A 25,050-nucleotide genomic window follows, 5' to 3' on the forward strand; every position below is an offset into this window, starting at 1 on the left:
ACATACCGTATTTTTTAATAAAAACTAATATATGAAACAATTAGTCTACATTTAATTATTGCGGCATCTCTCTGATAAATGGATTGTAAAATGTGTCTTTTGGATAATGATCCTTACAAAATGGTGCTTACAATCTAGATTTTGGATAGATTTATTGCGAAATACGTCCATGTAACAGCATTTCAATTTAAATATGATACGATAGTTATATATTCATTTTGACAGTAAATGGGGAGGAGTGTCGATGAAAAACCATATAAGGGTGTTTTTGCCCATCCCCTCGAAAAGGGGGAATAAGGGGTTCAGCCGATATATGTACGTTATCTTAACCAAGAAAATTAAAATATAAATTTAAAAGGGCCCTTACCTTGAATACATATACTCAACGTAAGGGCGAATTATTTTTGGTTTGAAATAAAGCTTGATTAAAAATAACTTAGGGATCTGTGTAGCCAGTTTCCTTAACGTACAGAAAATTGGCTTGTTGGTTCATTACTCGTTAAAAATGTTTGTAAAGCTTCTAGAGGTTAAATCAACTTGCATTTTATTTGCTAGAATACCATTTAGCTAACCACTCATTCCATTTATCTTTTTGAATAGTAATGGCAAATATAGTGTTTTTATCAGGCTTGTCAGTAAGACATACGGATGTATCATGAACAGATAAATATTGTCCGTGGTTATTTTTTAAAGAGAAGCTTTCAAATCCATAATTGACAAGTGTCCATACTTGTCCATAAGCGCGAAATCCTGTAACGCCCACCTCATCATTTGCTGATGTAAGATAGGTTGCATTTGCTTCTATGTACACCTTGTTAGATCCTTTTTCAATTGGAATAATTGTAAATATGCTCCTATCTTCTGGGATCCAATTAGATGAAGCAGAAATATTCGTACTATCCTCCCATGTCCGCAAGACGTTATCCCTGTTTCTAATTTTCACAGAAATAGAAGAATATTCTTCATTTTTATGCTGTGTAACGACAGCGAGCTTATGTCTCTTTATCTCAGCAAGTTCAGCAGAGGTATAACTAAAAATTCCAGATTCTTTTACTGGATTTGAAGTTATCGTTGCCAGTTTTCGCTTTTCTTCCGGTAGTGCATGAAAAAGTTTCATTAGGTCAAAAGAAGCACTACCTGGTTTTGTATTTGGAAAATCCTGTCTAATATATTTTAAAGCTAAAGGCCCATTCATTTGACCACTATTGTCACTTTTTAAGTAATATGTTTGCCAATTCGTAAGCGCAATACCCGTATTCCCTTCATCTAATTGTTTTTGTGTAATATACAAAATATCATGTTTAGATAGTACTGGTTCATCAGGATTTAAGTCCACTATGATACCAGCTTGCTTAATCAGAAGTTGTTGACCATGTTTTATCGTTTTATATTCAACTTTCCCATCTTTATAGAAAAGTTTAATTCTCTTAGAAAAGTTTTGGTTTTTATAATAATCAAACGCACTAATACCAAATGCTCCTTTGTTAAAAGTAGGAGCTTTGTAAGCACGGTTTTCATTGTTAGCTATATAATCATTTTTAGCACTTTGTTCTGATGAAAAAATAACAAAAGGCTCTTTTAGAAACGTATCATAGGTATCACCAAATGTTGTAAGAATCGTTTCTCTTGTATCAACGTCTGCTTTCGCTTTATGTTTTGTAAATGGGTTAAAACTGAATACAATCCCCATCGCTATTCCTACAGGGGGAATTTTTTTTATACATCTCTTTATCTTTTCCTTCATGGATGTGCTCCTGACTTTCTAATTTATACTATTTCCAACATATTTACATTCATATCGGTAAGTTCATCTTAATTTAAATCCCTTTCAAAAGTCTTTCATAAATATTACAAAACCCTTTCATTGCTTCTCATACAAACACTTCAGGACTCTTGTAAGTAATTTCCGAAAATTGGACATACCGATAGGAATAAAATGATTGATACATAAGTAAACCACCGATATATCTTATTAAAATAAAAATTAAGACCCAAAAAACAAGAAAGGTTGGCATTTTGCCAGCCTTTCTTGCTTACTACTTCATTCATTTTACAAATAAAAATTTTGTTTTGGGGATACTTAAAAATCTTCGGTTAATGAGCATGGGACCAAGCTGAAGAAATATAGAACACCTTACAAAACTCATAATTTTACAAAATATTAACGAAAGACTTTTGTAACATTTATGAAAGACATTTGAAAGGTATTTAAGCTAAGATGAACTTATAAATATTGATTCTATATATTTAAATAAACATAAAGCAGTCTTTATATGTTTATTTTTCACAGTGTTACATGTAAGCAATTTAGGCTAAACCTTACTAAGAGAGGACAACAAAAATGAAGAAAAAATTTAAAACAATTGGAATTGGAAAGAAAGTAATTCCTACTGCAGCGGCATTAGGTATTCTTTTTTCTGTCGCTCCTATTGCAGAAAACAAAGCTAGCGCAGGGATAGGTACGGTAATAGATATAAGTATTACTGTATTAGGTGCTGTAGCAAACACTTATGAAGCACTTGGAATAAGCCCAGGGGATCGAGACCCTGGCACTCACATTGATGTATATGCAGAAAACGAAACTTACCAGGCTCCTAGTTTTACATCTGGGGAATTTAATATTTCCATGTATCATACACAAGGTGATTCGAATTTTCTTAAACCAGTTAAAGTACGCTATCCAAATGGAAGAATTGAAATTCATCAACTAAGATCTGGGCAGCAGCTTAAAATTACTGAAGCAGGTGCAATTATAGATCTAAACCCTAATGGAGCAAATGTCTCAGAACACGATCTTCTTTACATTACACAAGCACAATTAGACGAAGGAAAGACCGGAGTTGTGATAAATCAAGGCCAACATGCATTTGTAGAAAAAGCATCTGGTAAAAACCCAAGATTTCTTGGTCCACTTTACAAAAAATATTCCGGCGACTCCTTTGGCGATTGGACGGTGATTGCTAGAAATTCAGATTATCTATTTGATCAGATAGCAAATAAATTATCAGATAAGCAAAAACAATTGATAACATTGACTTCAAAGCCAGTATCTAAAGATGTCCTTGACAACTATGTTAATAATGACCCTAAAGCTCGTGCAGATTTTTATGATCGATTATCTGATGTATTGGCGGAGCGTACTAACGTCCTAGAGACATCTATGGAACTACCATTCATTAAACTAAATGATGGTAAACCTTATCAAATTATCCCTTATAAAAAAGGAACGAATAAAGTAATCGTAAAAACAGGTTCGAAATATCTTTCGGGGAAAGAAGGAAAGGGACTTCAATATTCCGATTCGCTTGGCGATGATGAAGTGTTTGAACTTGTTCAGATAGGAAATTCTTACAATGGCAAATTTCAGTTCCGTTTGAATAACAAAAATGGGGTAAGTTTGGCTGGTAATCAATATATTTCTCAATTTGGTACAGACTGGAGTTTCAAATCTGAAATTCGTTTCTCTGATAAAAGCAACAATGAAATTCACAATTGGTTAATAGAGTGGTATCCGGGTAAAGAAAATGAGAGACAGAAGTATGACAAAATAGAGATGATAAAGAATGAAAAGGACCCTACTAAATATAGTGCAAAAGATTCCTCTGGAAACGTGATAAAGAACAGCTGGGTAAATCGAGAGAATCAGTATTTCTTTGCAGATGCTGATGGAGCCCTTTTGACAGGCTGGCAAGAAATTAAAGGGAAGACTTATTATTTTACACCGCCTTATGGCCAAATGGTTTCGGGAGGTGGAACTGATTCATGGATCGACAATAAGCCCTACCATTTTAATGATGACGGTGTTTTGCAACGCTCAGCATGGAGGGATAATCTTTACTATTCTGATGCCTCTGGAGCGTTTGTTAAAGAAGGCTTGAAAGATATAGATGGTAAAATTTATTACTTCCAAAACTTCGAGCCAAATAAAAAAGAACTACGTCTTGAAGATCAAGATGCCATCCTTCACTTTTCCGACAAAGGTGTGCTTGAGAGAGTTTCTAATCTAAATGGAGAAGCTATAAACAGCAGGATTAATGTTCAGCTTGACAACAAAATATTAGCATTTAATCATGACGGTTCGATTTTTAAAACAGGGATCAACAAAAGAGAGAAAATAGTGGAATATTATAGTTTAGAAGATGGAGATTTCTATACCGGTTGGAAAATAATAGACGGTAAGAACTACTATTTCACAAATGGCCGCAATTATACGTTCAATGATTATGACAACATTGACGGAAAAAAATATTATTTTCATGAAGACGGATCAGTTAACCGAGCAGGGTTTGAAAAAATCGATGGTAAGATATACCATTTTGACAATAACGGCGTAGCACAAACGGGCTGGCAAACTATCGATAATAAATATTATTACTTCGATGAGAAAGGGGCAGCTAAAACAGGATGGTTCAACGTTGGTGGCGGATATAGACCTTGGCCTCTTGCATACGGATACCTTTGGTATTGTGCTAGAGAAGATGGTTCACTTTATTCAGACGGTTGGTTTAAAATCGACGGTAAAGATTATCACTTTGACCAGTGGGGACATAAAATGTAAAGTAATAACATAAAAATAACAAGGGAATGCTTGTATGCTGATCTATACTGCATTCCCTTGTTGTATGTATGCTATATTTAGCTCGACACGACAAAAAAATATTGTACGTTAAGGGAAAATTTCACATACAAAAAAGACGATTCAAGTATAAATGAATAATAAGATTATAAAAAACGAAAATAAATTTTTAGAGATTATAGGAGTGTGTCAGCAATGATCGTAACAACAACTAATACTATTCAGGGTAAAGAAATTATTGAGTATGTAGACATCGTAAACGGTGAAGCAATTATGGGTGCAAATATCGTACGCGACATCTTCGCTTCTGTTCGTGACGTTGTAGGTGGCCGTTCTGGTGCTTATGAAAGTAAATTAAAAGAAGCTCGTGACATTGCGATGGAAGAAATGAAACAACTTGCAACGCAAAAAGGAGCAAATGCAATTGTTGGTATCGATGTAGACTACGAAGTGGTTCGTGACGGAATGTTAATGGTTGCGGTAAGCGGTACAGCAGTACGTGTGTAAATAGATAGAATGTAGATTTTTCTATAGCTGTTATGTATTTTCTATAAATATAGATGCATTATGTTTATGAACACATCACAAAACATAAAAAAGGAAGAGAATTTTTATAATTCTCTTCCTTTTTTATTTACGAGAAATTTCATGTTCATTAGCTGTTTAGTTCATCGAAAAATGCTGTAGAATTTACCTATTTTATTATAACAGTATAAAACATGGTTTTAAGATGTTATATTGCATATCAGAATGTGTTGATATATATATAAGTACTTACTATAATGAGAGCATAAAGATAAATCACATCTTATCAACAACAAAAGAGGAGGAAATAATATGACAATCGCAATGACAATTTTAAAATTTGTAGGTGGAGCAATTCCATTAGTTCAAGAACTTTTAAAAGCATTTATGTAAGTTCACTATTTAGCAATTATTTATAAATAATTATCATACCTTAATACGAAAAAAAGAAGGGGTTGATTTTTTTGAAAATTACGAAAAATACTAAAGGAATAAAACTCCTAACATGTTTATTAGTTAGTTTATGCACTATTAATTATTCATCTATTTCCTTCGCAGAAACAAAAACAGGTAATGCAAATGATGCAACAAAAAAAGCTATTAACATTGATACTGGCATAGGAAATCTTAAGTATAATAATCAAGAGGTTTTAGCAGTAAATGGTGATAAAGTAGAGAGTTTTGTTCCGAAAGAAAGTACAAATTCAAATGGTAAATTTGTAGTAGTTGAACGTGAGAAAAAATCACTTACAACTTCACCAGTGGATATTTCAATTATTGATTCTGTGGCTAATCGTACTTATCCAGGAGCAGTACAACTTGCAAATAAAGCTTTTGCAGATAATCAACCTAGTTTATTAGTGGCTAAGAGAAAACCTTTGAATATTAGTATAGACTTACCTGGCATGAGAAAAGAAAATACAATAACTGTCCAAAATCCAACATATAGTAATGTGTCTGGAGCAGTAGATGATTTAGTATCTACTTGGAATGAAAAGTATTCAACAACACATACGTTACCTGCAAGAATGCAGTATACAGAATCTATGGTTTATAGTAAATCTCAAATAGCAAGTGCTCTTAATGTTAACGCTAAATATCTTGATAATGGGCTGAACATTGACTTTAATGCGATTGCAAATGGAGAGAAAAAAGTGATGGTTGCGGCATATAAGCAAATATTTTATACCGTAAGTGCAGAACTACCTAACAATCCATCAGATCTTTTTGATAATAGTGTTACTTTTGGTGAGTTAACTCGTAAAGGGGTAAGTAATGCGGCTCCGCCTGTTATGGTGTCAAATGTAGCTTATGGCAGAACAATTTATGTGAAATTAGAAACAACATCTAAGAGCAAAGATGTACAAGCTGCCTTTAAAGCCTTAATTAAGAATAACAGCGTCGAAACGAGTGGACAGTACAAAGATATTTTTGAAGACAGTACTTTTACCGCTGTAGTATTAGGCGGAGATGCAAAAGAGCATAACAAGGTTGTTACAAAAGATTTTAATGAAATACGAAATATCGTTAAAGATAATGCAGAATTAAGTCCTAAAAATCCAGCATACCCAATTTCATATACAAGCACTTTCGTAAAAGATAACGCAACTGCTGCTGTTCATAACAATACGGATTATATTGAGACTACAACTACAGAATATTCTAGTGCTAAAATGACGCTTGATCATACTGGTGGATATGTTGCTCAATTTGATGTATCTTGGGATGAATTCTCATATGATCAAAATGGCAAAGAAGTACTAACCCATAAAACTTGGGAAGGAAACGGCAGAGACAGAACTGCTCATTTCAATACAGTGATACCACTTCCACCGAATTCAAAAAATGTAAAAGTCGTAGCGAGAGAATGTACAGGTCTTGCATGGGAATGGTGGAGAACAATTATTAATGAACAAAATGTTCCATTAACAAATGAAATAAAAGTTTCAATTGGAGGAACGACATTATACCCAAGTGCTAATATTAGTCATTAGGTAAAAGTGAAGCGCCCTGTTTACAGGGCGCTTTTTTACTTGGCCACAAGTATATGGGGTATGGAAACGATTTAGGGAATGAGGTGCCACTCTTTACTTACAGAATGATTTGAGGAATGCTCTGACATATCTAAATCTTACCCATTTAAATTTATAAAAGAAGAGTCCATTTTGGATTCTTCTTTTTATGTGTTCGCAAAGGTACACTTTTTGACATGACGTTTAAATTTCGTATGAATTAAGCTTATTCCCCCTTTTCGGGGGGATGGGCAAAAACACCCATCAAATACATGAAAGAGAAATTTGGATTCCGTATGGGGAAGTAGAAAGATATTATAAAAGTAAAATAGGAAAATGGTTTCGAAAAATAGAAAACGAATGGGAAACACAAACACTCAGTAATGAAAAACAACAAACCTTAGAAGGCATACGGCAACGATTCAAGGAATAGTCCGCCATCCCAATAGAGTGTACTCAATTGGGATGAATAGTCTTAGATTTTAAATAGATACCACATTAAAAACAGTTCAATTAGAGTATTTTCGCTCCAAAAAAAGTAAGAAAAATACAGGAATTCTATTTTTTACAGATGTGGCGGGTCAGTATACGAATCGTTTCCGTATCCCTATTAGATAAACACTTATTTTCCTCATATAAAGAATTAAGGTTCTGGTGCAAAGATAAAATAAAAGAGACTATAGCTCATATATTTCTAGCGGAATTCTATTTTATGCTGTAAGCCCAAACAATCGATGGATGAATTCTTTCTGGTTTTGGACAGACTGATCCCGTAAATCAATCTGTTCTTTTTTAATCATATGCATAGCTTCCACTCCTGCAAGAATGGATGTAGCTGTGCCAAAAGACTTGAACCCTAACATAGAATGAACACGTTTCTTAATAAAACGATGATCTTGTTCCACTATGTTATTGAGATATCTAACTTGCCTTAGCTCTATGCCTTCAGGCATATGCTTTTCTTCTTTCAACGCTCGAATTGCTACAGGATAAGCGGGGTTCTTATCTACTGTTATCACGCGAGGTTTAGAAATATACGAAAAAGCCAAGGCTTTCTTGAAAAAGCGCTTGGCTGCTTGTTTATCTCTTGATTTACTAAGATAAAAATCAATGGTGTTCCCTTCGGAATCTACAGCACGATATAAATACATCCATTGACCTTTTACTTTGATATAGGTTTCATCAACTCTCCATGAGTCATTTGTTGATTTAAGATGATATCGTACTTTCTCTTCTAATTGAGGCCCATATTGATGAACCCAACGCATAATGGTTGTGTGAGCGATTGATACTCCTCGTTCTTCCATCATTTCCACCAGGTTACGAAAGCTTAAATTGTACCGCAGGTACCATCTTACTGTTCATAAGATGAGTTCAGGCTGATAGTGTTTCCACTTGAATAAGTTTTGCTTTTCCATACTAATCACGTCCTTTTTTAAAGTACTAGTATCAGTATGTCCAAGTTTCGAAGATTCGTTACATGAGCCTTATAGTTTTTGCACCAGAACCAGAAAAAGAATCCCTTATGATTTCTGGGATTCTTTTTCTGGTTTAAAGTTTGCTCACACAAATGATCTGCACATCAATTCATTCTTGATATACAGATCATTTGTATGATATTTTTTTACATATAATTGCAATTGCGGAATAATGAACTTACATTACTGCTTTTAAAAGCTCTGCTACGAACGGGATGATTCCACCTAAAAATTTTAAAACTGCCATTGCGATTGCCATGTTATTTCCTCCTCTTTTTATGTATTAAGATGTGGTACATCTTTATATTTTTATTATAGTAAGCGCTTACATTAATATCAACACATTCTGATATGCAATATTGCATAATTATATATAATTTATATATATAATTAAATAGATTGACGATAAAGCCAATGAACATGCAGGTTTCCTTCTTTGTGTGCTAGTTTCACCAGCAAAGAAGTCAGACCTTTGAAAGACTTTTGTAACATTTATGAAAGAGAAATGAAAGATTTGTTATTTAGGATGAGGCTTATCTACTAGTAGACGATGCGCGCAGATGGTAAAACCATTAGTAAAAATAAGAAGGGACTATGACATGTTTATGAAAAGGAAACTACCAATACTTACATTCTTAGCATTCATATTTAGTTTGATCGTTACTGTTTTCCCTACAAATTCTGCTTATGCAGCTGAGGACAGTCGTATACTTGATATTTATGGGGATCCAGTCAAGACATCTAAAGATTATATAATGGTACGTAAAATTTGGGATGGTAAGCCTCGGTATGCTGCTTATGCAGGTGTAGGTGAGAAGAGACTTGGAGTAACTTATGAGAAGTTTGCGGGTTGGCATTATGTAATTCAGTATAAAGATAAATCTTATTATGGTACTGCTGAGACTCATAAGGATACAAAAGGTAATGAGTACTATGGTACACCTATCAATTTTGAAACTCCAGATGGGGTAGAAAGTGATGGATATATAAGACATAATACGCCAGTTACCATGTCAATGTGGATTGGGGGACCAAATGCTGAGGCAGGAGGAATTAAAAAATATGTCAATGCAGGGAATCGCGGCTGGATTTATTTTAGCGATCAATCAAAAAGTACGTTAACAGTTCAGGAACAAAATGCAAAGGAAATCAATTTAATAACAGGTAAAACTGATTATCTTAGAGATAAAATGGGTAGACCTTGTGATTGGTACAGTGCAGATCCACAAAATTCTGAGTATGGAGTTACATCATATTTTGAGCTAGAGACTTCAGAGCAACCATTTTCAAATCAAGATAAACTATGGGGAAGTTCTGCGCCGCCATATCAATCTGGTTATGAATTGGTACCTTTACAATAGGGTATTTGTTACATTCCGCTTTATATAACTGTACCTATTAGCATTTAACGTGTCTTCCGGTAAGGTAAGAGAAAACGCTATGAAGGAAAGTTAAATTATATATCAAATGGAGGAATATTTATGAAAAGAAAAATTTTTGCTATAGCTTCTGTAATTGCTTTAACAGCTCCTATTCAAAGTGTGGCGTTTGCACATGAAAGTGATCATCAGTATGATCCACCTATTGCTCAAAGATGGTCAGCAGAATCAATACATAATGAAGGAGTAAGTTCTCATTTATGGATTGTCAACAGAGCTATTGATATTATGTCCCAAAATACGACTGTAGTGAAGCAAAATGAGACAGCTCTATTAAATGAATGGCGTACTAATCTAGAGGAAGGTATTTACTCTGCGGATTATAAAAACCCATACTATGATCATTCCACATTCGCTTCACACTTCTATGATCCTGATTCAGGAAAAACGTATATTCCATTTGCTAAACAAGCAAAGCAAACAGGAGCGAAATATTTTAAGCTAGCTGGTGAAGCTTATCAAAATAAAGATATGAAAAATGCATTCTTTTATTTAGGATTATCACTTCATTATTTAGGGGATGTCAACCAACCAATGCATGCAGCAAACTTTACTAACATTTCGCATCCATTCGGCTTCCACTCAAAATATGAAAACTTCGTTGATACAGTGAAAGACAATTACAAAGTAACGGATGGAAATGGCTATTGGAATTGGCAAAGTGCAAATCCAGAAGAGTGGGTTCATGCATCAGCATCAGCAGCAAAAGCTGATTTCCCATCAATTGTTAATGATAATACGAAAAGTTGGTTCCTAAAAGCAGCGGTATCACAAGACTCTGCTGACAAATGGCGTGCTGAAGTAACACCGGTAACAGGAAAACGTTTAATGGAAGCACAGCGTATTACAGCTGGATATATTCATTTATGGTTTGATACGTACGTGAATAACAAATAACAAAATACACTTATACATGGCAAAAGTTATGTATGTTATAAAGTGAAACTTCCAACGGTGGGGGGCTTCATCCCCCACCTATCTTCTTTGTTTCTCTCTGAATCTTGATGTGGAAGTCTTACTGACCGCAAATAGCGGAATCAAGTAAAACGGAAACGACTATTGGGTTCAAGGGTCATTCTGAGAGTAAATACTATAATTTGAGTTTGATAAGTGTATTTTAGAAATTTCCAGGCCTTTCAAATCAATGAAAGACTTTTGTAACATTTATGAAAGTAAATTAAAAGAAGCTCGTGACATTGCGATGGACGAAATGAAACAGCTTGCGACGCAAAAAGGAGCAAATGCAATCGTTGGTATCGATGTAGACTACGAAGTGGTTCGTGATGGAATGTTAATGGTTGCGGTAAGCGGTACAGCTGTACGTGTGTAAATAGATAGAATGAGGATTTTTCTATAGTTGTTATGTATTTTCTATAAATATAGATACATTATGTTTATGAACACATCACAACACATAAAAAAAGGAAGAGAATTATAAAAATTCTCTTCCTTTTTTTATGTTTTCATAGATTTAGTGATACAGAAAAATCTTGATACGTCTGCAAAACCGTTCCAAAACCTCAAAAATATATTTTAGGAATGTACTTGAAAAATAAATAGCTTTAGGTACATATTTGCTTATTCTTCAAAGGAATTAACCGTTTAAAAAGATAGACTCTATTGGGATATAATTGTGAATCTTTGATTAATGTTCCATAGAGGGGGAGTAAGACGGTTCGTGCTCTAGTCCGTCAGATATTTACATAGAATAAAAAATAAATTGTGAACCCATTAAAACCTCTGAAAGAGTTTTGTAACATTTATGAGAGAAAGATGTAAGAGTTTTAAATTAAGATGAACTTACTGATATTGATTTTATATCAGCCGTTATTAAAAAGTACAAGTAGAGAGTGAGGAACAGCATTGTATTTAAGCTAAGCAAACCAAACTCTACTAAGAGAGGGAATCAGATACCGATAAAAGCAAAAGAATCCCTATCAGAAGTGATAGAATTTCCAGATTTGAAAATTTATCCAAAGACGAAATGTGTGCTTGTTTGTGAAAATGAAGTTGAGTTAACGGTGAAAGAGTTTGAAGTACTTTATGTCATGGCAAAGCATCCAAAACAAGTATCTTCTCGCTCGCAACTTTTTGAACTTATTTGGAATTTTGAACATGAAGGGGCTACTAACACAGTCACTGTGTTAGTGAGTCGTTTACGTGACAAACTGGAGAAGCATACGATAAAGAATCGTTGGATTCATACGGTTTTTTTGATATGATATCGTTTTGAGCCAAATGGAGGAAATGAAGCATGAGATTACGTATTCAATTGTTACTAATGAATTTATTAAGTACCAGTATCATGGTAATAGCTATATGGTATAGTGAGACGAAAATGTTACTTGAACCGGAACAAACACGGTTATTAACAGTAATCGCAGTTGTAGCATTCATTATTTCAACGTTTATTTATTGGTTAATGACACGCCCTATCATGAGGTCTATCCAAAATTTAATAGAATTAACGAAACAATTTAGTGATAGACAATTTGAAACGATGTATATAATTGGGCAAGGACCACGGGAGTTTAAAGAATTAGCAACAGCCTTTCAACAGATGGCAAAAAAGTTAGAAGAAGGGTTTACTAAGTTAGAAGAAGGGGAAAAAGCACGTAAAGAGCTGATTACGAATATTTCACACGACTTACGCACGCCTATGGCTAGCATGCAATTGATGATAGAAGCAATACAAGATGACCTGGTTGAAGATCCTGAAATAAAAAAGCAGTACTTAGTGACGACCTTAAAAGAAATAAAACGATTGAGTGGATTAATCAATGACTTATTTGATCTTTCGAAGTTAGAACTTGGACAAGTAGATTTTTATCCAAGTTTCACACATATGGACAAAATCCTATTAGATGTACTGGAGTCATATTCTGTCTTATTAGCAAACAAACAAATTGATTTACAATTGTATGTTCCTGATACATTACCTCGGCTTTTAATCATGCCGTGTAAAATAGCACGGGTTATCAGTAATTTGTTAGATAATGCGATTCGGTATTCTCCTGTCTCCGGAACAATTGAGTTGATTGTAGAGGAAAATAAGCAGAAGCAACAAGTCCAATTCATTTTGCGTGATGAAGGAGAAGGAATTACTCCAAATGACCAATTACGCGTATTTGAACGCTTTTTTAGAACAGATCAATCCAGAAGTTCACAATCTGGAGGTTCCGGTCTCGGACTCGCCATTACAAAATCATTAATTGAAATGCACAAAGGAGAAATTGGTGTGAGAGATCGCTCAGATGGAAAACAGGGAAGTGAATTTTGGTTTACTCTTCCCATCACATCAGAAAAAAATAAGACTGCTGAAAGACTTTTGTAATATTTATATTATAGAAACGAAAGACTTTCTTGTTACCATACCGCTAAACAGTATACTACAGGAGGACTTTTACTTTATGAAAAGAAAATATGTATTGCTTATAGGAGGTTCCATAATTGTTGGGGGAATTTTATGGTCATTGTTCCGCCCCGAGAAATTATTTATTGATAAGCAAGTGAATGAAGCATCGCCACAAACAGAAATACAATCAAACAAAACAAAACAACAAGAAGAACGAGTAATAAGTACAGGTCAGTTTCAAAACGGTGTTCATGAAACAACTGGAATGGCAACGATCCATCAATTAGGGGATGGAAAACGTGTTTTACGACTTTCAAATTTTTCAACTTCTAATGGGCCAGATGTTCGAGTTGTATTAGTTCCTACGAATCGTTTGAAAAATAATGAAGATGTTAAAAACCATCAGTATATTGAATTAGGAAAGTTAAAGGGAAACAAAGGAGACCAAAACTATGAAATTCCTGAAGGGATAGATGTAAGCACATACGGTTCGGTTTCTATATGGTGTAAGAGATTTAATGAGAACTTTGGTGCGGCTTATTTTGAAAAGTAAGAAAGAACATAAAAATGAGGCTTGTGTACATGCCCCACATCCATCAACTTAAGAAATTTATAAAAATGATTTGAGTCAGTAACAATAATTCATCCAAATGAATTTTATCGACGAATACAAACAGAATCGTTACAAATCAAAGAAGTTAGAGTATGAGGCGAGATTTTTTTCTTGTCTCACATAAAAAGAAGTAATTTTATGAAATAAAGAGCAATTCTATGAAACAATGAGTTAAGGAGGTTCTGATGCAAAAAATCTCTTAAATTTGGACATACTGATATTACTACTCTACAAAAGGTGTGTGATCAGTATGGAAAAGGAAAATTTGTTCAAATGGAAGCATTATCAGCCTGAACTAATCTTATTAACAGTAAGGTGGTACCTACGGTACAATTTGAGCTTTCGTAACCTAGTGGAAATGATGGAGGAAAGAGGATTATCAATTGCTCACACAACGATTATGCGTTGGGTTCATCAATATGGACCTCAATTAGAAGAGAAAGTACGACATCATCTTAAATCAACAAATGACTCGTGGAGAGTCGATGAAACTTATATTAAAGTAAAAGGGCAATGGATGTATTTATATCGTGCAGTCGATTCAGAAGGTAATACAATTGATTTTTATCTAAGTAAATCAAGAGATAAACAAGCAGCCAAGCGCTTTTTCAAGAAAGCCTTGGCTTTTTCGTACGTTTCTAAACCTCGCGTGATAACAGTAGATAAGAACCCTGCCTATCCTGTAGCGATTCAAGAGTTGAAAGAAGAGAAACATATGCCTGAAGGCATACAACTAAGGCAAGTTAGATATCTCAATAATATAGTGGAACAAGATCACCGTTTTATTAAGAAACGTGTGCGTTCTATGTTGGGATTCAAGTCATTTAAAACAGCAATTTCTATATTGAGTGGTGTTGAAGCCATGCATATGATGAAAAAAGGACAACTTCACCGACAGGTGAAGTCTATCCAAAATGAAGTTGAATTTGTACATAACTTATTTGGAATTGTATCATAATCTGGAATTGAACAGATTGTGTAGGTTCTCTATGTCTCTATTAAATGATTTTTGCACCAGAACCAGTATTTTCACTTACGAATGAGTGGTCAAGTTTAATTGGATTAAATAAAAATGAATTATTAATGGCACCTTGGATTGTACTAGCTCCGTTGTTATTTTTTACAATTTCAATATTTGTTCTTCACCTTATGATTCAAGGTATAAAAGAACAGTACAATACACGCTTTATTTCTAATGATAAGAAAAAAAGAGGGGAAAGATCATCGTTTGACGCAAAACAGCCAAAGATGAAAGTTGATAAATCTTCTTTTGCTAGAATGAATCTAAACTCCATTTATAGAGAAAAAGATAATTAGTACGATTGGACAAGAAGTATCAGTTTAAAGTAACTGATACTTTTTGTGCTCCATTATATTAAACTTTGTATAATGAGTGTTGCCAAAACTCATTTTCACTTTGAAGTTTAATAAATATAGCTAATTAATTAAGTGTAGCAGGAGACATATATTGATATAACTCATCGGCAAATAAAAACAACTCTTGTTTTTGATTCATATTCATAAAAAGCACGTCACCCTTTCTTATTAACATAAGAGAATAGTCTAAATCCTTAAGTTGATGGATGTGTATGGTGACCCCTATAAATAACTGTAAAGAAATAAAAATTTCGTTTTGAAGTATCCCAAAAACAAAAATTTTATCTGGAGTCTCACCAACAAAACGTGAATTTCGTACGCTAAGACTGTTTCATAAATGATATATATATTTTTATGCAATATTGCATATCCAAATAAAGGGAACTAGTATACAGAATGTGATTAAATTATATTAATAACATTTAAGTAAAATTAAACTATTTCTTTGTATATTAAAATAGTTATTTTTTCACCATATATAATAAGTTATAACTATTACAATTACTTAAATGAAATTAAAAAGTAATTATAATAGTATAAGATTTCTATTTTCACTAATATGTAATAATTAAATTATTGAATATAATCGACAAAATTCTACTATTTACGCATTAAAAATTTAATGTTTTAATAAAAGTGTAATTGGTATGACCACTAAAAGGGGAGAAAATCAAGCCAATAAAAGTTGAGGGGAATTGTCAGTAACATCATGCTAGAAGGATTAACTAAATATTCATTCTTTATAGGCGTGGTGTGGAGATCATCTAGAATCACAAAAGTATCATATCTGTAAAAATAGCATTCTAAGTTTCTACATAACAAAAGTGATTTTGTTTTATTCAAAAGTAATAGTATAAGCAATGTACAGTATAATTTCATCTTTTGTAATCTTGTAGAAATAATGAAAAGAAGAGGGGAAATAACATGAAACGTATAAAAAAAGTAATCCCAGCAGCATTTGTATTAAGTTCAGCTTTATTTGTAGCACCGGGATTTTCTTCTGCGGCTACTGATACTCCTACGAACGTAGGAAACCTTCCAGTAGTAATAAGTTCCCAAGAGGCAAAAGCACCTATGACGGCAGAACAAGTTCAGCAAAATGGTATGGCGCTTCCTTACATTCCTACAGGCCCTTATGAAGAGTTTCCTAATGAATGGCATGTGTCTACAAGCGATGGAGCTTTAATTGATTATGTATATGTAGATGTAGTTGCTAATGAGAATGGGACGAGTATCAATGATGTAATTAGATATAAAGATTACAGAATTTTGAAAGCGGATGGGACTTGGCTTCAAGATGGAGAATCATATAGTAAAACAGCAAATAAAGGAGAGGTATTATATTCAATAGCAATTCCTAAAACTAATCCAGCTGTATCCGATACTAAATTAAAGAAAAACGTGAGTTGGAAATTAATTGATTCAAATGTAATAGATAAAAATTCGGGTTATCATTGGAGTAAATCTGTAACAAGTGGTATTTCTCATAATGTAACTGTAGGGTTATCTTATACAATTGGGATGGAAGTAGGACTTGAAGGAATTGCAACAGTAAATCAATCATTAACTGCAAGTTTCGGTTATGGTATTACATTAAATTCAGAAGAGACAGTTACGAAAACATTTGATTTTAATCCAAAACCTGATTATGCATATGATCAATATAGAACTGCATTATATCAACAAGTAGCTAACTATTCAGTTGCTCCAGGTGCAGGATTACAAAAATGGATGTCTGATTGGGAAAATAATGATCCTACAAATCAAGTGTTTAAATTGCTTGGTAAACCAGCACCATTTAAATACAAAGTAAAAGAAGCAGTTAATTATCCAGTAGATGTTTTAGTTGCTCTTACTTCGAAATAATAAAAAAGCTAGCATTTTGCTAGCTTTTTTATTATTTCACCTATATGGGGTCACAATATCACAGCCATCAACTTAAGAAATGCATTGTTCTCCAAAACAAAAAAATGAGCTGAATTCCCATGGACAACTATGAAGAGATAAAATTTTCGTTTTGGGGATACTTCAAAATATTAGCTTGATGGGCATGGGGTGCAGCCAACGAAATATTGGTTATTTGATTTTGGTGATACTTTTGGTCATAGAAAAACGATCTAAAAGTTATCGGGTAAGACTTGGACTTCAATTAACCAAAAACGGAGGTTTTAGGTTAATAAGGGGTATGTGAACGATTCGGGAAATGAGGGGCCACTCTGGGATTTTATTACAAATAAAAGGAGTAGAAAGGATTTTTTTCTACTCCAATATTTTTTCCTTCCATATAATAAGAAATCTTCGATTTATCTCATAGGTATTTTCTAGTTCAGTTTAGAAACAGATTTTTTTGGATTTTATAATAGGTTCAATTTATCTAACATTTTTGTTCTAGATGGGTTTGTATAAAGCAATGTAGTATGTATATTGGAATGACCAGCTATATGTGCTACTTCATGTACATCAAAACCACTTTCAAGTGCGTGGGAACAAAAATAATGTCTTAAATCATGTGGTTTTAGTGATATGGTTAATCCAGCCAATTTACTATACTTTTTAAACATGTCATTTACGGTCATGCGGCTTAATTTCGGCCCTTTATTTGATACAAACAAATAAGGGTTCTGGTGCAAAAATAAATTATAAAAAAAGTAGGACCTGAATTTCCTACTAAATTACAGATTATGATGCGATACCAAACAATTTATCAATGAAATCTTTTTGATTTTGGGCAGACTTTACCCCTTGATGAAGTTGCTTCTTTTTCATCATATGCATCGCTTCTATGCCACTTAGTATGTAAGTGGCTGTACGAAATGATTTGAATCCTAACATCGAACGCACTCGCTTTTTAATAAATCGATGATCTTGTTCCACGATGTTATTGAGATATTTCACTCGCCTTATTTGGATGCCTACAGGCATCTTTTTTTCATTCTTCAACTCTTCAATTGCTACAGGATAGGCGGGATTCTTATCGATGGTTATCACACGAGGCTGTGAAACATGAAAAGACTGCAAAGCTTTCTTGAAGAAACGCTTTGCAGCCTTGTGATTTCTTGTTTTGCTTAGGTAGAAATCAATGGTGTTTCCTTCTGAATCAACTGCACGATATAAATACATCCACTTTCCTTTGACCTTAATATACGTCTCGTCTACTCGCCAAGAATCATTCGTTTTCTTAAGATGACGACGAACTCTCTTATCTAACTCAGGACCATATTGGTGAACCCAACGCATAATCGTTGTATGAGCAATGGATAAGCCCCGTTCCTCCATCATTTCGACTAAATCACGAAAACTGAGGTTGTACCGTAGGTACCATCTTACCGTTAATAAGATAACATCAGGCTGATAATGTTTCCACTTGAATACATGTTCCTTTGCCATACCGATCACACCTTTTCTAGAGTAATAGGATCAGTATGTCCAAGTTTTAGAGATTACTTACACGTATATTAAAGTTTTTGCACCAGAACCCCATATACAAACAAAAGCAAAGTCTTCAACCAAACTTCGTTTTTTCGACGTATAACGCATTACATGAATTATTAATAGTTTCATAAAACTGGTCCGCAATATTCCCCATCTCTTTATGTCTTCGGAAACTTTGCAACAGAACTAGAAAGAGGAATGTGACATTTTTTAAGATTTATTTTTCCTTCAAAAACAAAAAAGATCCTTTATCACATATTAAAGGATCTTTTTTGTTTACATAATATAATTACCACCGACTTATATGAGAGGTAGTCTTCAGTGGGACTGGATTCCAACTTTGTGGTATGGTTTGCCATGATTTGACCGTTCCATCTTTACTTTTAATAAATGCTTTAAATTCTATATTTCTTTCAGCTGGCAACACAACATTTCCTCTCCAATCATTACTATGAGAATCATAATATAATTGAATTGGATACTGTTTCGTGTCCCAACTTCCTAATTCCGCACGATTCCCAGTAATATAAACAGTATCTCCTATTGTTGTAGGAGCATTTTTTACTACAATCGTTTGCATAACAGGAGTCACACCTAATAAATCCTTAAATTTCTCCATTAATGAATTGTTATACATTACATCTTGATAACGAAGTAACGTAAATCCAGCAAAATTATAATTAAAAGCCATTTCTGCAACTCTGTTATACTCTGCCTCATTTCCTAAACTTAAAGCATTTTCACCATTTAATACAATTCCCTTTTGATTAGCTAATGTTGCAATTTCTTGTACTAATGTTCTAGGCATTGAATATTCTGGATAACTACCTTTGTCTGTCATTTCTAGACAAGTAAATGTTACATCTAACTTTGCGCTTTTGAAAGCATCAAGTAAATGGCTATAATTATTATACCCTGCTGGCTTTTCTGCCCCGTGAGGTATAACCGGATTATTATATTGCCAATGTACTCCTGCAATCTTTGCGCCGATTGGTACTTGAAAACTTGGATCAAAGGCATCGTGTGCCAATTCACCAATTAATTTTGTATGACTTTCTAAAACACCTTGATACCATTCTAAATAATCTTTTCCATATGAAGAGTTATATCCATTCTTTAGAAACAGTTCCCCATCACTTGGTGGTAAAATTTCTGAAACAGAAGTAAGTTTTGTACTCCACTCTTTGTTCACTTCATTTAAGGAATCATATTTATTTAATACCCAGGAACGGAATTTTGATTTTGCAAATTCTGTATAGGCTTGAAACTTTCCACGTGATGGATAACTGCTTCCATCAGCAGATGTGTAGGAAGGATATCTCAGCTCTCCAGCTGGTCCCCCAGATAAGTATATCTTTGCGATTACATCTTTATACGGTTTCATAGCTACTGCGAATGCCGTATATAGTTCACCATATTCCTTTTGAATTACATCTGAAGCAAGTGGATTCAATGTTTCTTTATTAACGGTTCCGGTTTCAGATTTAAAGTAAAGACTATCATCATTTTTTTGATTCCAAACCCATGAAGGAATTGGTGTATTACAATCATCGCTAACATTTCCACCACACTGATGTGTAGAAATAATAGGTATCATTTTCATACCTGCATTTCTTACTGATTGAGCAAAACGCTGTGCGTATGAAAAATCAAATTGCTGATCCCCGTTCTTTTCCATATCTCCCCACCAAAAATCAACAGTAATAGCATAAAAACCATTTTGTTTTGCCCACCTTAAATCATTTTCAAATGTCTCCCAATTTGTTACTTCCGGAATCTTTTTTAATGGTGCCATTAAGTAAGCTTTGTAATCCGGATTCATTCCTTTTCCATTTACGGCTGCAAAACTTGCTTGTGGAATTAATAGAGATACAAATAACATCAAGACAGATAAAATGACAATACCATAATATTGAAACTGTTTTTTCATCCCTTTTCTCCTTTTCCCTTTTTTAAATTTATAAAACACTTATGTATCCGTTTTCATTATATACGAAAAACGCAATCGTTTGCATGAAAATATTGCATAATATTAAACTAAAATAAACAAGCTAGATTAATTAACTTGTTTATTTTAAAATTCGACTACAGATTATTCACTTTTACATAAAAATATCATTTCTCATTTTACGGTTCTGATGCAAAAACTCTAAAGCTCTTGCAAGTAATCTCCTAAACTTGGACATACTGATAGTACTACTCTACAAAAGGTGTGTGATCAGTATGGAAAAGGCAAATGTATTCAAATGGAAGCATTACCAGCCTGAGATTATCCTTCTTACAGTGAGATGGTACCTACGGTATAATCTCAGCTTTCGTGATTTGGTGGAAATGATGGAGGAACGGGGCTTATCCATTTCTCATACAACGATTATGCGTTGGGTTCATCAGTATGGTCCTGAATTGGACAAACGAATTCGTCGTCACCTCAAGCAAACAAATGACTCTTGGAGAGTCGATGAAACATATATCAAAGTTAAAGGGCAATGGATGTATCTGTATCGTGCTGTTGATTCGAAAGGAAACACAATCGATTTTTACTTAAGTAAAACAAGAGATCAGAAGGCTGCAAAGCACTTTTCCAAGAAAGCTTTGCGGTCTTTTCATGTTGCGCACCCTCGTGTCATAACAGTCGATAAGAATCCGGCTTATCTTATAGCAATTGAACAGTTGAAAAAAGAGAAAAGCATACCTGACGGTATGCAACTTAGACAACAAAAGTACTTGAATAACATGGTAGAGCAAGATCATCGCTTTATAAAAAAGCGAATCCGTTCTATGCTAGGGTTCAAATCTTTTGACACAGCTACAACCATTCTTTCTGGAGTAGAAGCCATGCATATGATTAAAAAAGAACAGATTGATTTACAGGACCAATCTGTCCAAAAACAGAAAGAAATTATTCATAAACTGTTTGGGTTAGCCTCATAAGCTAGAAATGTAGAGGAAATTGCTACTCTATATTTCTAACTAACATTGTTGCACCAGAACTGTCTCCTTTGTGGAGGCGGCTTTTTTGTTTCAGTATAAATAATGAAACAAAAATCTTAATGTAAAAGAAGTTAAGCTACATAAGATAAGAATTCAAGTAATACTGGATATTTATGATTTGGAAATTTCTGATTATAAAAGTAGGCTGAAACCAAAAGTAAAAGAAATGATAGACCTAAAAACAATAGAACGTCAATCGATGTGAATATTTTTCCAAAAGCAGATAGTAAAGATGAGCTTGTTGAATTCATTAGAAATATCCTCCAAATTGAATTTTATGCATTAAACAGCTAACATAACATAATCTAATTGTTTTATCAAAAAAATCAGAAAAAAGAAAAGTATTCTCTTCGGAGAGCGCCTCAAGACAAGTAGAACGCATATGGTTCTGTTGCAAAGTTTCCGAAGACATAAAGAGATGGGGAATATTGCGGACCAGTTTTATGAACCTATTAATAATTCATGTAGTGCGTTATACGTCGAAAAAACAAAGTTTGGTTGAAGACTTCGCTTTTGTTTGTATATGGCATGAACAGTTTCTATACCTTTAATAGTACGTGAGGCATGGCGAAGACTTTGAAAGCCTAAGGAACGGGAAAATCGACGTTTCACATGTCGATGATCTTGCTCGATGATATTATTGAGGTACTTTATTGTACGATGAAAGGTATTTTTGTAAAGACCTATCTCCTTTAATTTTTTGAATGCGGAAGCTAAAGAAGGAGCCTTATCTGTCGTCAGAACCGTTGGTTCTCCAAAAGTTCGAGCGAGTCTTTTCATAAAAGCATATGCTGCTTGTTTGTCTCGTTTTTGACGAAGTTGAATATCAAGTGTTTGTCCCTCTTTATCAATTGCTCGATATAAATAACACCACTTTCCTTTAATTTTGATATAGGTTTCATCCAAACGCCAAGATAACAATGTGTTTTTGTTTTTCTTCTTCCAAATTTGATAGATAAGATTTCCATATTCATGAACCCAGCGCATGATAGTTGTTGGATGAATAGAAATACCACGTTCTTTGAGAATTTCAGACACATCGCGATAGCTTAAAGAAAAACGACAATAGTAGCCAACGGCTACCAAGATAATATCTTTCTCGAACTGTTTTCCTTTAAAATATCCCATTTGTTACGCTCCTTGTTTGTTTTTTACAGAGTTTAGCTTACTTTAGAAAACTTTGCAACAGAATCCTATAAGGGATAGAGCCTATACTTTCATAAAGATATACACTAACTAAATTTCGACATGAAGAAATGGAATTGCTACTATTAGGGACATGTATGGTGACCCCTAGTAATTCAAACCCTAAGCTTGATGGCAATGTATAGTGAATCCTATTAATAATAAAAAGCCTTGCGTGATTTTTCGCAAAGCTTTTTTAATTACATGTATTATAATAATAATTTTCGTATTTCTTCCGTAGTTAGACCTGTGAATTTTGCAATGTCTTCTAATGGCATACCATTCTTATGCATACCACGGATTAATTGGATTTTTCCTTGCTCAATTCCTTCTTCTCTTCCTTTTTGGACCCCTTTTTCTAAACCTTCCTCTAATCCTTCTTCACGAGCGTGTGCCAACTTAGCTTGCTCATCTAGAAGTAACTTCTCACGAGCTTCATAAGCTGTTCGGAATGAGGAGTCATGGCTCATATTTTCCCATTTATTCATTGCCTTTTGTAAAATTGGATCTTGATTCATCGCAATCTCCTCCAATGTTTGAGTTAAATGTTCATCTTCATGTGCTGGTAGTAATAACATCCAACGAACAAATGCATTTTCCCATGGATTTACTTTTTCTTCATGCCATTGTTTGACCAATTTTGGAATTTCTACAAAATGAATTTCAATATCACCACTTAGTATCTGTTGCTTTTTGGGATTCCATAATTGTCCTATGGTGTGAAATGAATCATCCTGGGAGAATAATATAAAATCTAATAAGTTAATGGTAATTGTTTTCCGAAGTGAACGATACGGCATCCCTTCTTGCATTTGGGATGTATAGAGTTTACTCCAGTAATATAAAGATCGCTTCACCATATCGTGTGTATTGCGAAGCTGTATCTCGATATTCACTTGCGTTCCGTTGTCTAATGTTGCTAATAAATCTAAAATGGATAACTTATCATCTTCATAAGCCTTATGAAGATGTGGGTCCTCCAATTGTAGATATGCAATAGGTGCATCTAAAGATTCCTCTAAAATAGCATTCAAAAAGCCAGTTAAAATTTCTTCGTTTCCCTTCGTTCCAAATAACTGTTTAAAAGCGAAATCAATTCGTAAATTTACTAATTTTGTGGACATGGGTTTCCTCTCCCTGTCTTTCTTTTCTTCTTATTATTTTATAATGTAATTCTTTATATAAGCAAATGTTACTTTTCCCATTGTAGCTCCAATTCATCACAGTACACATCTAACTCCGTAAAACAGTTTTGTAAATCCGCTTCAAAATCAATTTCACGAATTATGTTATCTACCTTTTGTTCTAAATCTGGAATTGTGGTGTAAGGAACATAGAATTTGTACTCTCCCGAATGTTGTTCCATATTGTATTGTGATATGAGAAAGGATTCGATATTCTTTCGAACTTTCCCCTTTCCTCGTACAAATTTATTATTATTTTCCACACGTAACAACATACGAATAGTGGCTGTTTGTTCTTTAGCTTGTTCGCCTTTTTCGGTTTGCTTATTTTTTCGTATGTATCGATAGAGTGTAGCTTGACTAATACCTGTCATGTTTACAATTTCTTGTATGCTATATTGCTCTGATTTATATAAGTTTAATGCCTTTTGAATATAGGTATCTTTAACACGAGGACGCCCACCAACTCTTCCTCTGGCTCTTGCGCTTACAAGACCTTCTTGTGTTCGTTGGGCGATCAAGTCTCTTTCAAATTGGCTAAATGCCTGAAATACTGTTAACATCAATTTCCCTTGAGGTGTATTGGTATCAAATTGTTCTTTGATACTAATTAGCTTAACTCCCTTATTCTCAAAAAAATCAACAAGTTCAATTAAATCTTTGGTACTTCTGCCTAATCTAGAAAAACTTTCTACTACTAACGTGTCACCAGGTCTAATTTTATCTTTCAATCGAATAAGTTCTGGACGATCACTTTTCGTACCTGTCATTTTTTCAGTCAAAATTTCAGTACAGTTATAATTTTGAAGCATATCTATTTGACGAATTAAATCTTGTTGTTGGGTACTTACCCGTGCATAACCATAAATGTATGAATTCATAA

General features: G+C 33.9%; 19 protein-coding genes and 5 pseudogenes. 15 read left to right on the top strand and 9 right to left on the bottom strand.

All coding sequences use genetic code 11. The features are described 5' to 3' along the window. Window positions 1–544: 544 nt before the first annotated feature. On the bottom strand, window positions 545–1,744 hold the full coding sequence (locus QUF99_RS00285) for a hypothetical protein (RefSeq protein ID WP_289368003.1): 1,200 nt from the start codon (window positions 1,742–1,744) through the stop codon (window positions 545–547). Between the two features lie 597 nt (window positions 1,745–2,341). Here QUF99_RS00285 and QUF99_RS00290 point away from each other — a divergent pair. From QUF99_RS00290 to QUF99_RS00300, 4 genes and pseudogenes are all read left to right on the top strand, one after another. Further along, on the top strand, window positions 2,342–4,558 hold the full coding sequence (locus QUF99_RS00290) for an N-acetylmuramoyl-L-alanine amidase family protein (protein WP_289368004.1): 2,217 nt from the start codon (window positions 2,342–2,344) through the stop codon (window positions 4,556–4,558). Between the two features lie 213 nt (window positions 4,559–4,771). Beyond that, a complete protein-coding gene (locus tag QUF99_RS00295) occupies window positions 4,772–5,083 on the top strand; it encodes a heavy metal-binding domain-containing protein (protein ID WP_000637487.1) in 312 nt (103 codons plus the stop codon). Window positions 5,084–5,306: 223 nt separating this feature from the next. Continuing rightward, window positions 5,307–5,494: pseudogene (locus QUF99_RS28375) on the top strand (hypothetical protein). Window positions 5,495–5,556: 62 nt separating this feature from the next. After that, window positions 5,557–7,095, top strand: coding sequence for a thiol-activated cytolysin family protein (locus tag QUF99_RS00300; RefSeq protein ID WP_289368005.1), 1,539 nt, complete (start codon window positions 5,557–5,559; stop codon window positions 7,093–7,095). Window positions 7,096–7,823: 728 nt separating this feature from the next. Here the strand turns inward: QUF99_RS00300 and QUF99_RS00305 are convergent. Next, window positions 7,824–8,531: pseudogene (locus tag QUF99_RS00305) on the bottom strand (IS6 family transposase). 659 nt (window positions 8,532–9,190) lie between these two features. On the opposite strand from QUF99_RS00305, the gene QUF99_RS00310 reads away from it, so the two are divergent. From QUF99_RS00310 to QUF99_RS00350, 9 genes and pseudogenes are all read left to right on the top strand, one after another. Then, complete coding sequence (locus QUF99_RS00310) at window positions 9,191–9,952, top strand: hypothetical protein (RefSeq protein ID WP_289368367.1); 762 nt, start codon at window positions 9,191–9,193, stop codon at window positions 9,950–9,952. 120 nt (window positions 9,953–10,072) lie between these two features. Further along, complete coding sequence (locus tag QUF99_RS00315) at window positions 10,073–10,927, top strand: phospholipase C (RefSeq protein WP_289368006.1); 855 nt, start codon at window positions 10,073–10,075, stop codon at window positions 10,925–10,927. Window positions 10,928–11,195: 268 nt separating this feature from the next. Beyond that, window positions 11,196–11,360: pseudogene (locus QUF99_RS00320) on the top strand (heavy metal-binding domain-containing protein); the annotation flags it as partial. A gap of 565 nt (window positions 11,361–11,925) precedes the next feature. Further along, window positions 11,926–12,252 (top strand): annotated as a pseudogene (locus tag QUF99_RS00325) (winged helix-turn-helix domain-containing protein); the annotation flags it as partial. Between the two features lie 32 nt (window positions 12,253–12,284). After that, entirely contained in the window at window positions 12,285–13,364 is a 1,080-nt protein-coding gene (locus QUF99_RS00330; RefSeq protein WP_289368007.1) for a sensor histidine kinase, read from the top strand. A 76-nt stretch (window positions 13,365–13,440) separates the two neighbouring features. Further along, window positions 13,441–13,938 carry a DM13 domain-containing protein gene (locus QUF99_RS00335; RefSeq protein ID WP_289368008.1) on the top strand — a complete coding sequence of 166 codons (498 nt, stop codon included), beginning with the start codon at window positions 13,441–13,443 and terminating at the stop codon, window positions 13,936–13,938. 310 nt (window positions 13,939–14,248) lie between these two features. Then, window positions 14,249–14,956, top strand: coding sequence for an IS6 family transposase (locus QUF99_RS00340; protein ID WP_289368009.1), 708 nt, complete (start codon window positions 14,249–14,251; stop codon window positions 14,954–14,956). Between the two features lie 44 nt (window positions 14,957–15,000). Further along, window positions 15,001–15,315: a hypothetical protein gene (locus QUF99_RS00345; RefSeq protein ID WP_289368010.1), complete on the top strand. Its 315-nt coding sequence runs from the start codon at window positions 15,001–15,003 to the stop codon at window positions 15,313–15,315. A 984-nt stretch (window positions 15,316–16,299) separates the two neighbouring features. Further along, the gene (locus tag QUF99_RS00350; RefSeq protein WP_289368011.1) at window positions 16,300–17,241 is read left to right on the top strand and encodes a hypothetical protein; all 942 of its coding nucleotides are present in this window, start codon (window positions 16,300–16,302) and stop codon (window positions 17,239–17,241) included. A 488-nt stretch (window positions 17,242–17,729) separates the two neighbouring features. On the opposite strand, the gene QUF99_RS00355 is transcribed toward QUF99_RS00350, so the two are convergent. Together QUF99_RS00355 and QUF99_RS00360 are read right to left on the bottom strand one after the other, a co-directional pair. Then, window positions 17,730–17,987 carry a tyrosine-type recombinase/integrase gene (locus QUF99_RS00355; protein ID WP_289368012.1) on the bottom strand — a complete coding sequence of 86 codons (258 nt, stop codon included), beginning with the start codon at window positions 17,985–17,987 and terminating at the stop codon, window positions 17,730–17,732. Window positions 17,988–18,054: 67 nt separating this feature from the next. Further along, window positions 18,055–18,762, bottom strand: a complete 708-nt coding sequence (locus QUF99_RS00360; RefSeq protein ID WP_289368013.1) for an IS6 family transposase — start codon at window positions 18,760–18,762, stop codon at window positions 18,055–18,057. Window positions 18,763–18,854: 92 nt separating this feature from the next. On the opposite strand from QUF99_RS00360, the pseudogene QUF99_RS28615 reads away from it, so the two are divergent. Then, window positions 18,855–18,938: pseudogene (locus QUF99_RS28615) on the top strand (IS6 family transposase); the annotation flags it as partial. Between the two features lie 158 nt (window positions 18,939–19,096). Here the strand turns inward: QUF99_RS28615 and QUF99_RS00365 are convergent. Next, the gene (locus QUF99_RS00365; protein WP_289368014.1) at window positions 19,097–20,737 is read right to left on the bottom strand and encodes a family 14 glycosylhydrolase; all 1,641 of its coding nucleotides are present in this window, start codon (window positions 20,735–20,737) and stop codon (window positions 19,097–19,099) included. Window positions 20,738–21,030: 293 nt separating this feature from the next. Between QUF99_RS00365 and QUF99_RS00370 the strand changes: the two genes are divergently transcribed. Beyond that, complete coding sequence (locus QUF99_RS00370) at window positions 21,031–21,738, top strand: IS6 family transposase (RefSeq protein ID WP_289368015.1); 708 nt, start codon at window positions 21,031–21,033, stop codon at window positions 21,736–21,738. Between the two features lie 131 nt (window positions 21,739–21,869). Here the strand turns inward: QUF99_RS00370 and QUF99_RS00375 are convergent, their stop codons facing one another. From QUF99_RS00375 to QUF99_RS00390, 4 genes are all read right to left on the bottom strand, one after another. Further along, on the bottom strand, window positions 21,870–22,049 hold the full coding sequence (locus tag QUF99_RS00375; protein ID WP_289368016.1) for a hypothetical protein: 180 nt from the start codon (window positions 22,047–22,049) through the stop codon (window positions 21,870–21,872). Between the two features lie 190 nt (window positions 22,050–22,239). Beyond that, window positions 22,240–22,926 (bottom strand): IS6 family transposase, encoded by a 687-nt coding sequence (locus QUF99_RS00380; protein WP_289368017.1) that lies wholly within the window; start codon window positions 22,924–22,926, stop codon window positions 22,240–22,242. A gap of 266 nt (window positions 22,927–23,192) precedes the next feature. Beyond that, window positions 23,193–24,107 carry an Rpn family recombination-promoting nuclease/putative transposase gene (locus QUF99_RS00385; RefSeq protein WP_289368018.1) on the bottom strand — a complete coding sequence of 305 codons (915 nt, stop codon included), beginning with the start codon at window positions 24,105–24,107 and terminating at the stop codon, window positions 23,193–23,195. A 68-nt stretch (window positions 24,108–24,175) separates the two neighbouring features. Beyond that, window positions 24,176–25,048, bottom strand: a complete 873-nt coding sequence (locus QUF99_RS00390; protein WP_289368019.1) for a recombinase family protein — start codon at window positions 25,046–25,048, stop codon at window positions 24,176–24,178. Window positions 25,049–25,050: the final 2 nt, after the last annotated feature.

It is taken from the genome of Bacillus sp. DX4.1 (assembly GCF_030348195.1).
Taxonomy (GTDB): Bacteria; Bacillota; Bacilli; order Bacillales; family Bacillaceae_G; genus Bacillus_A.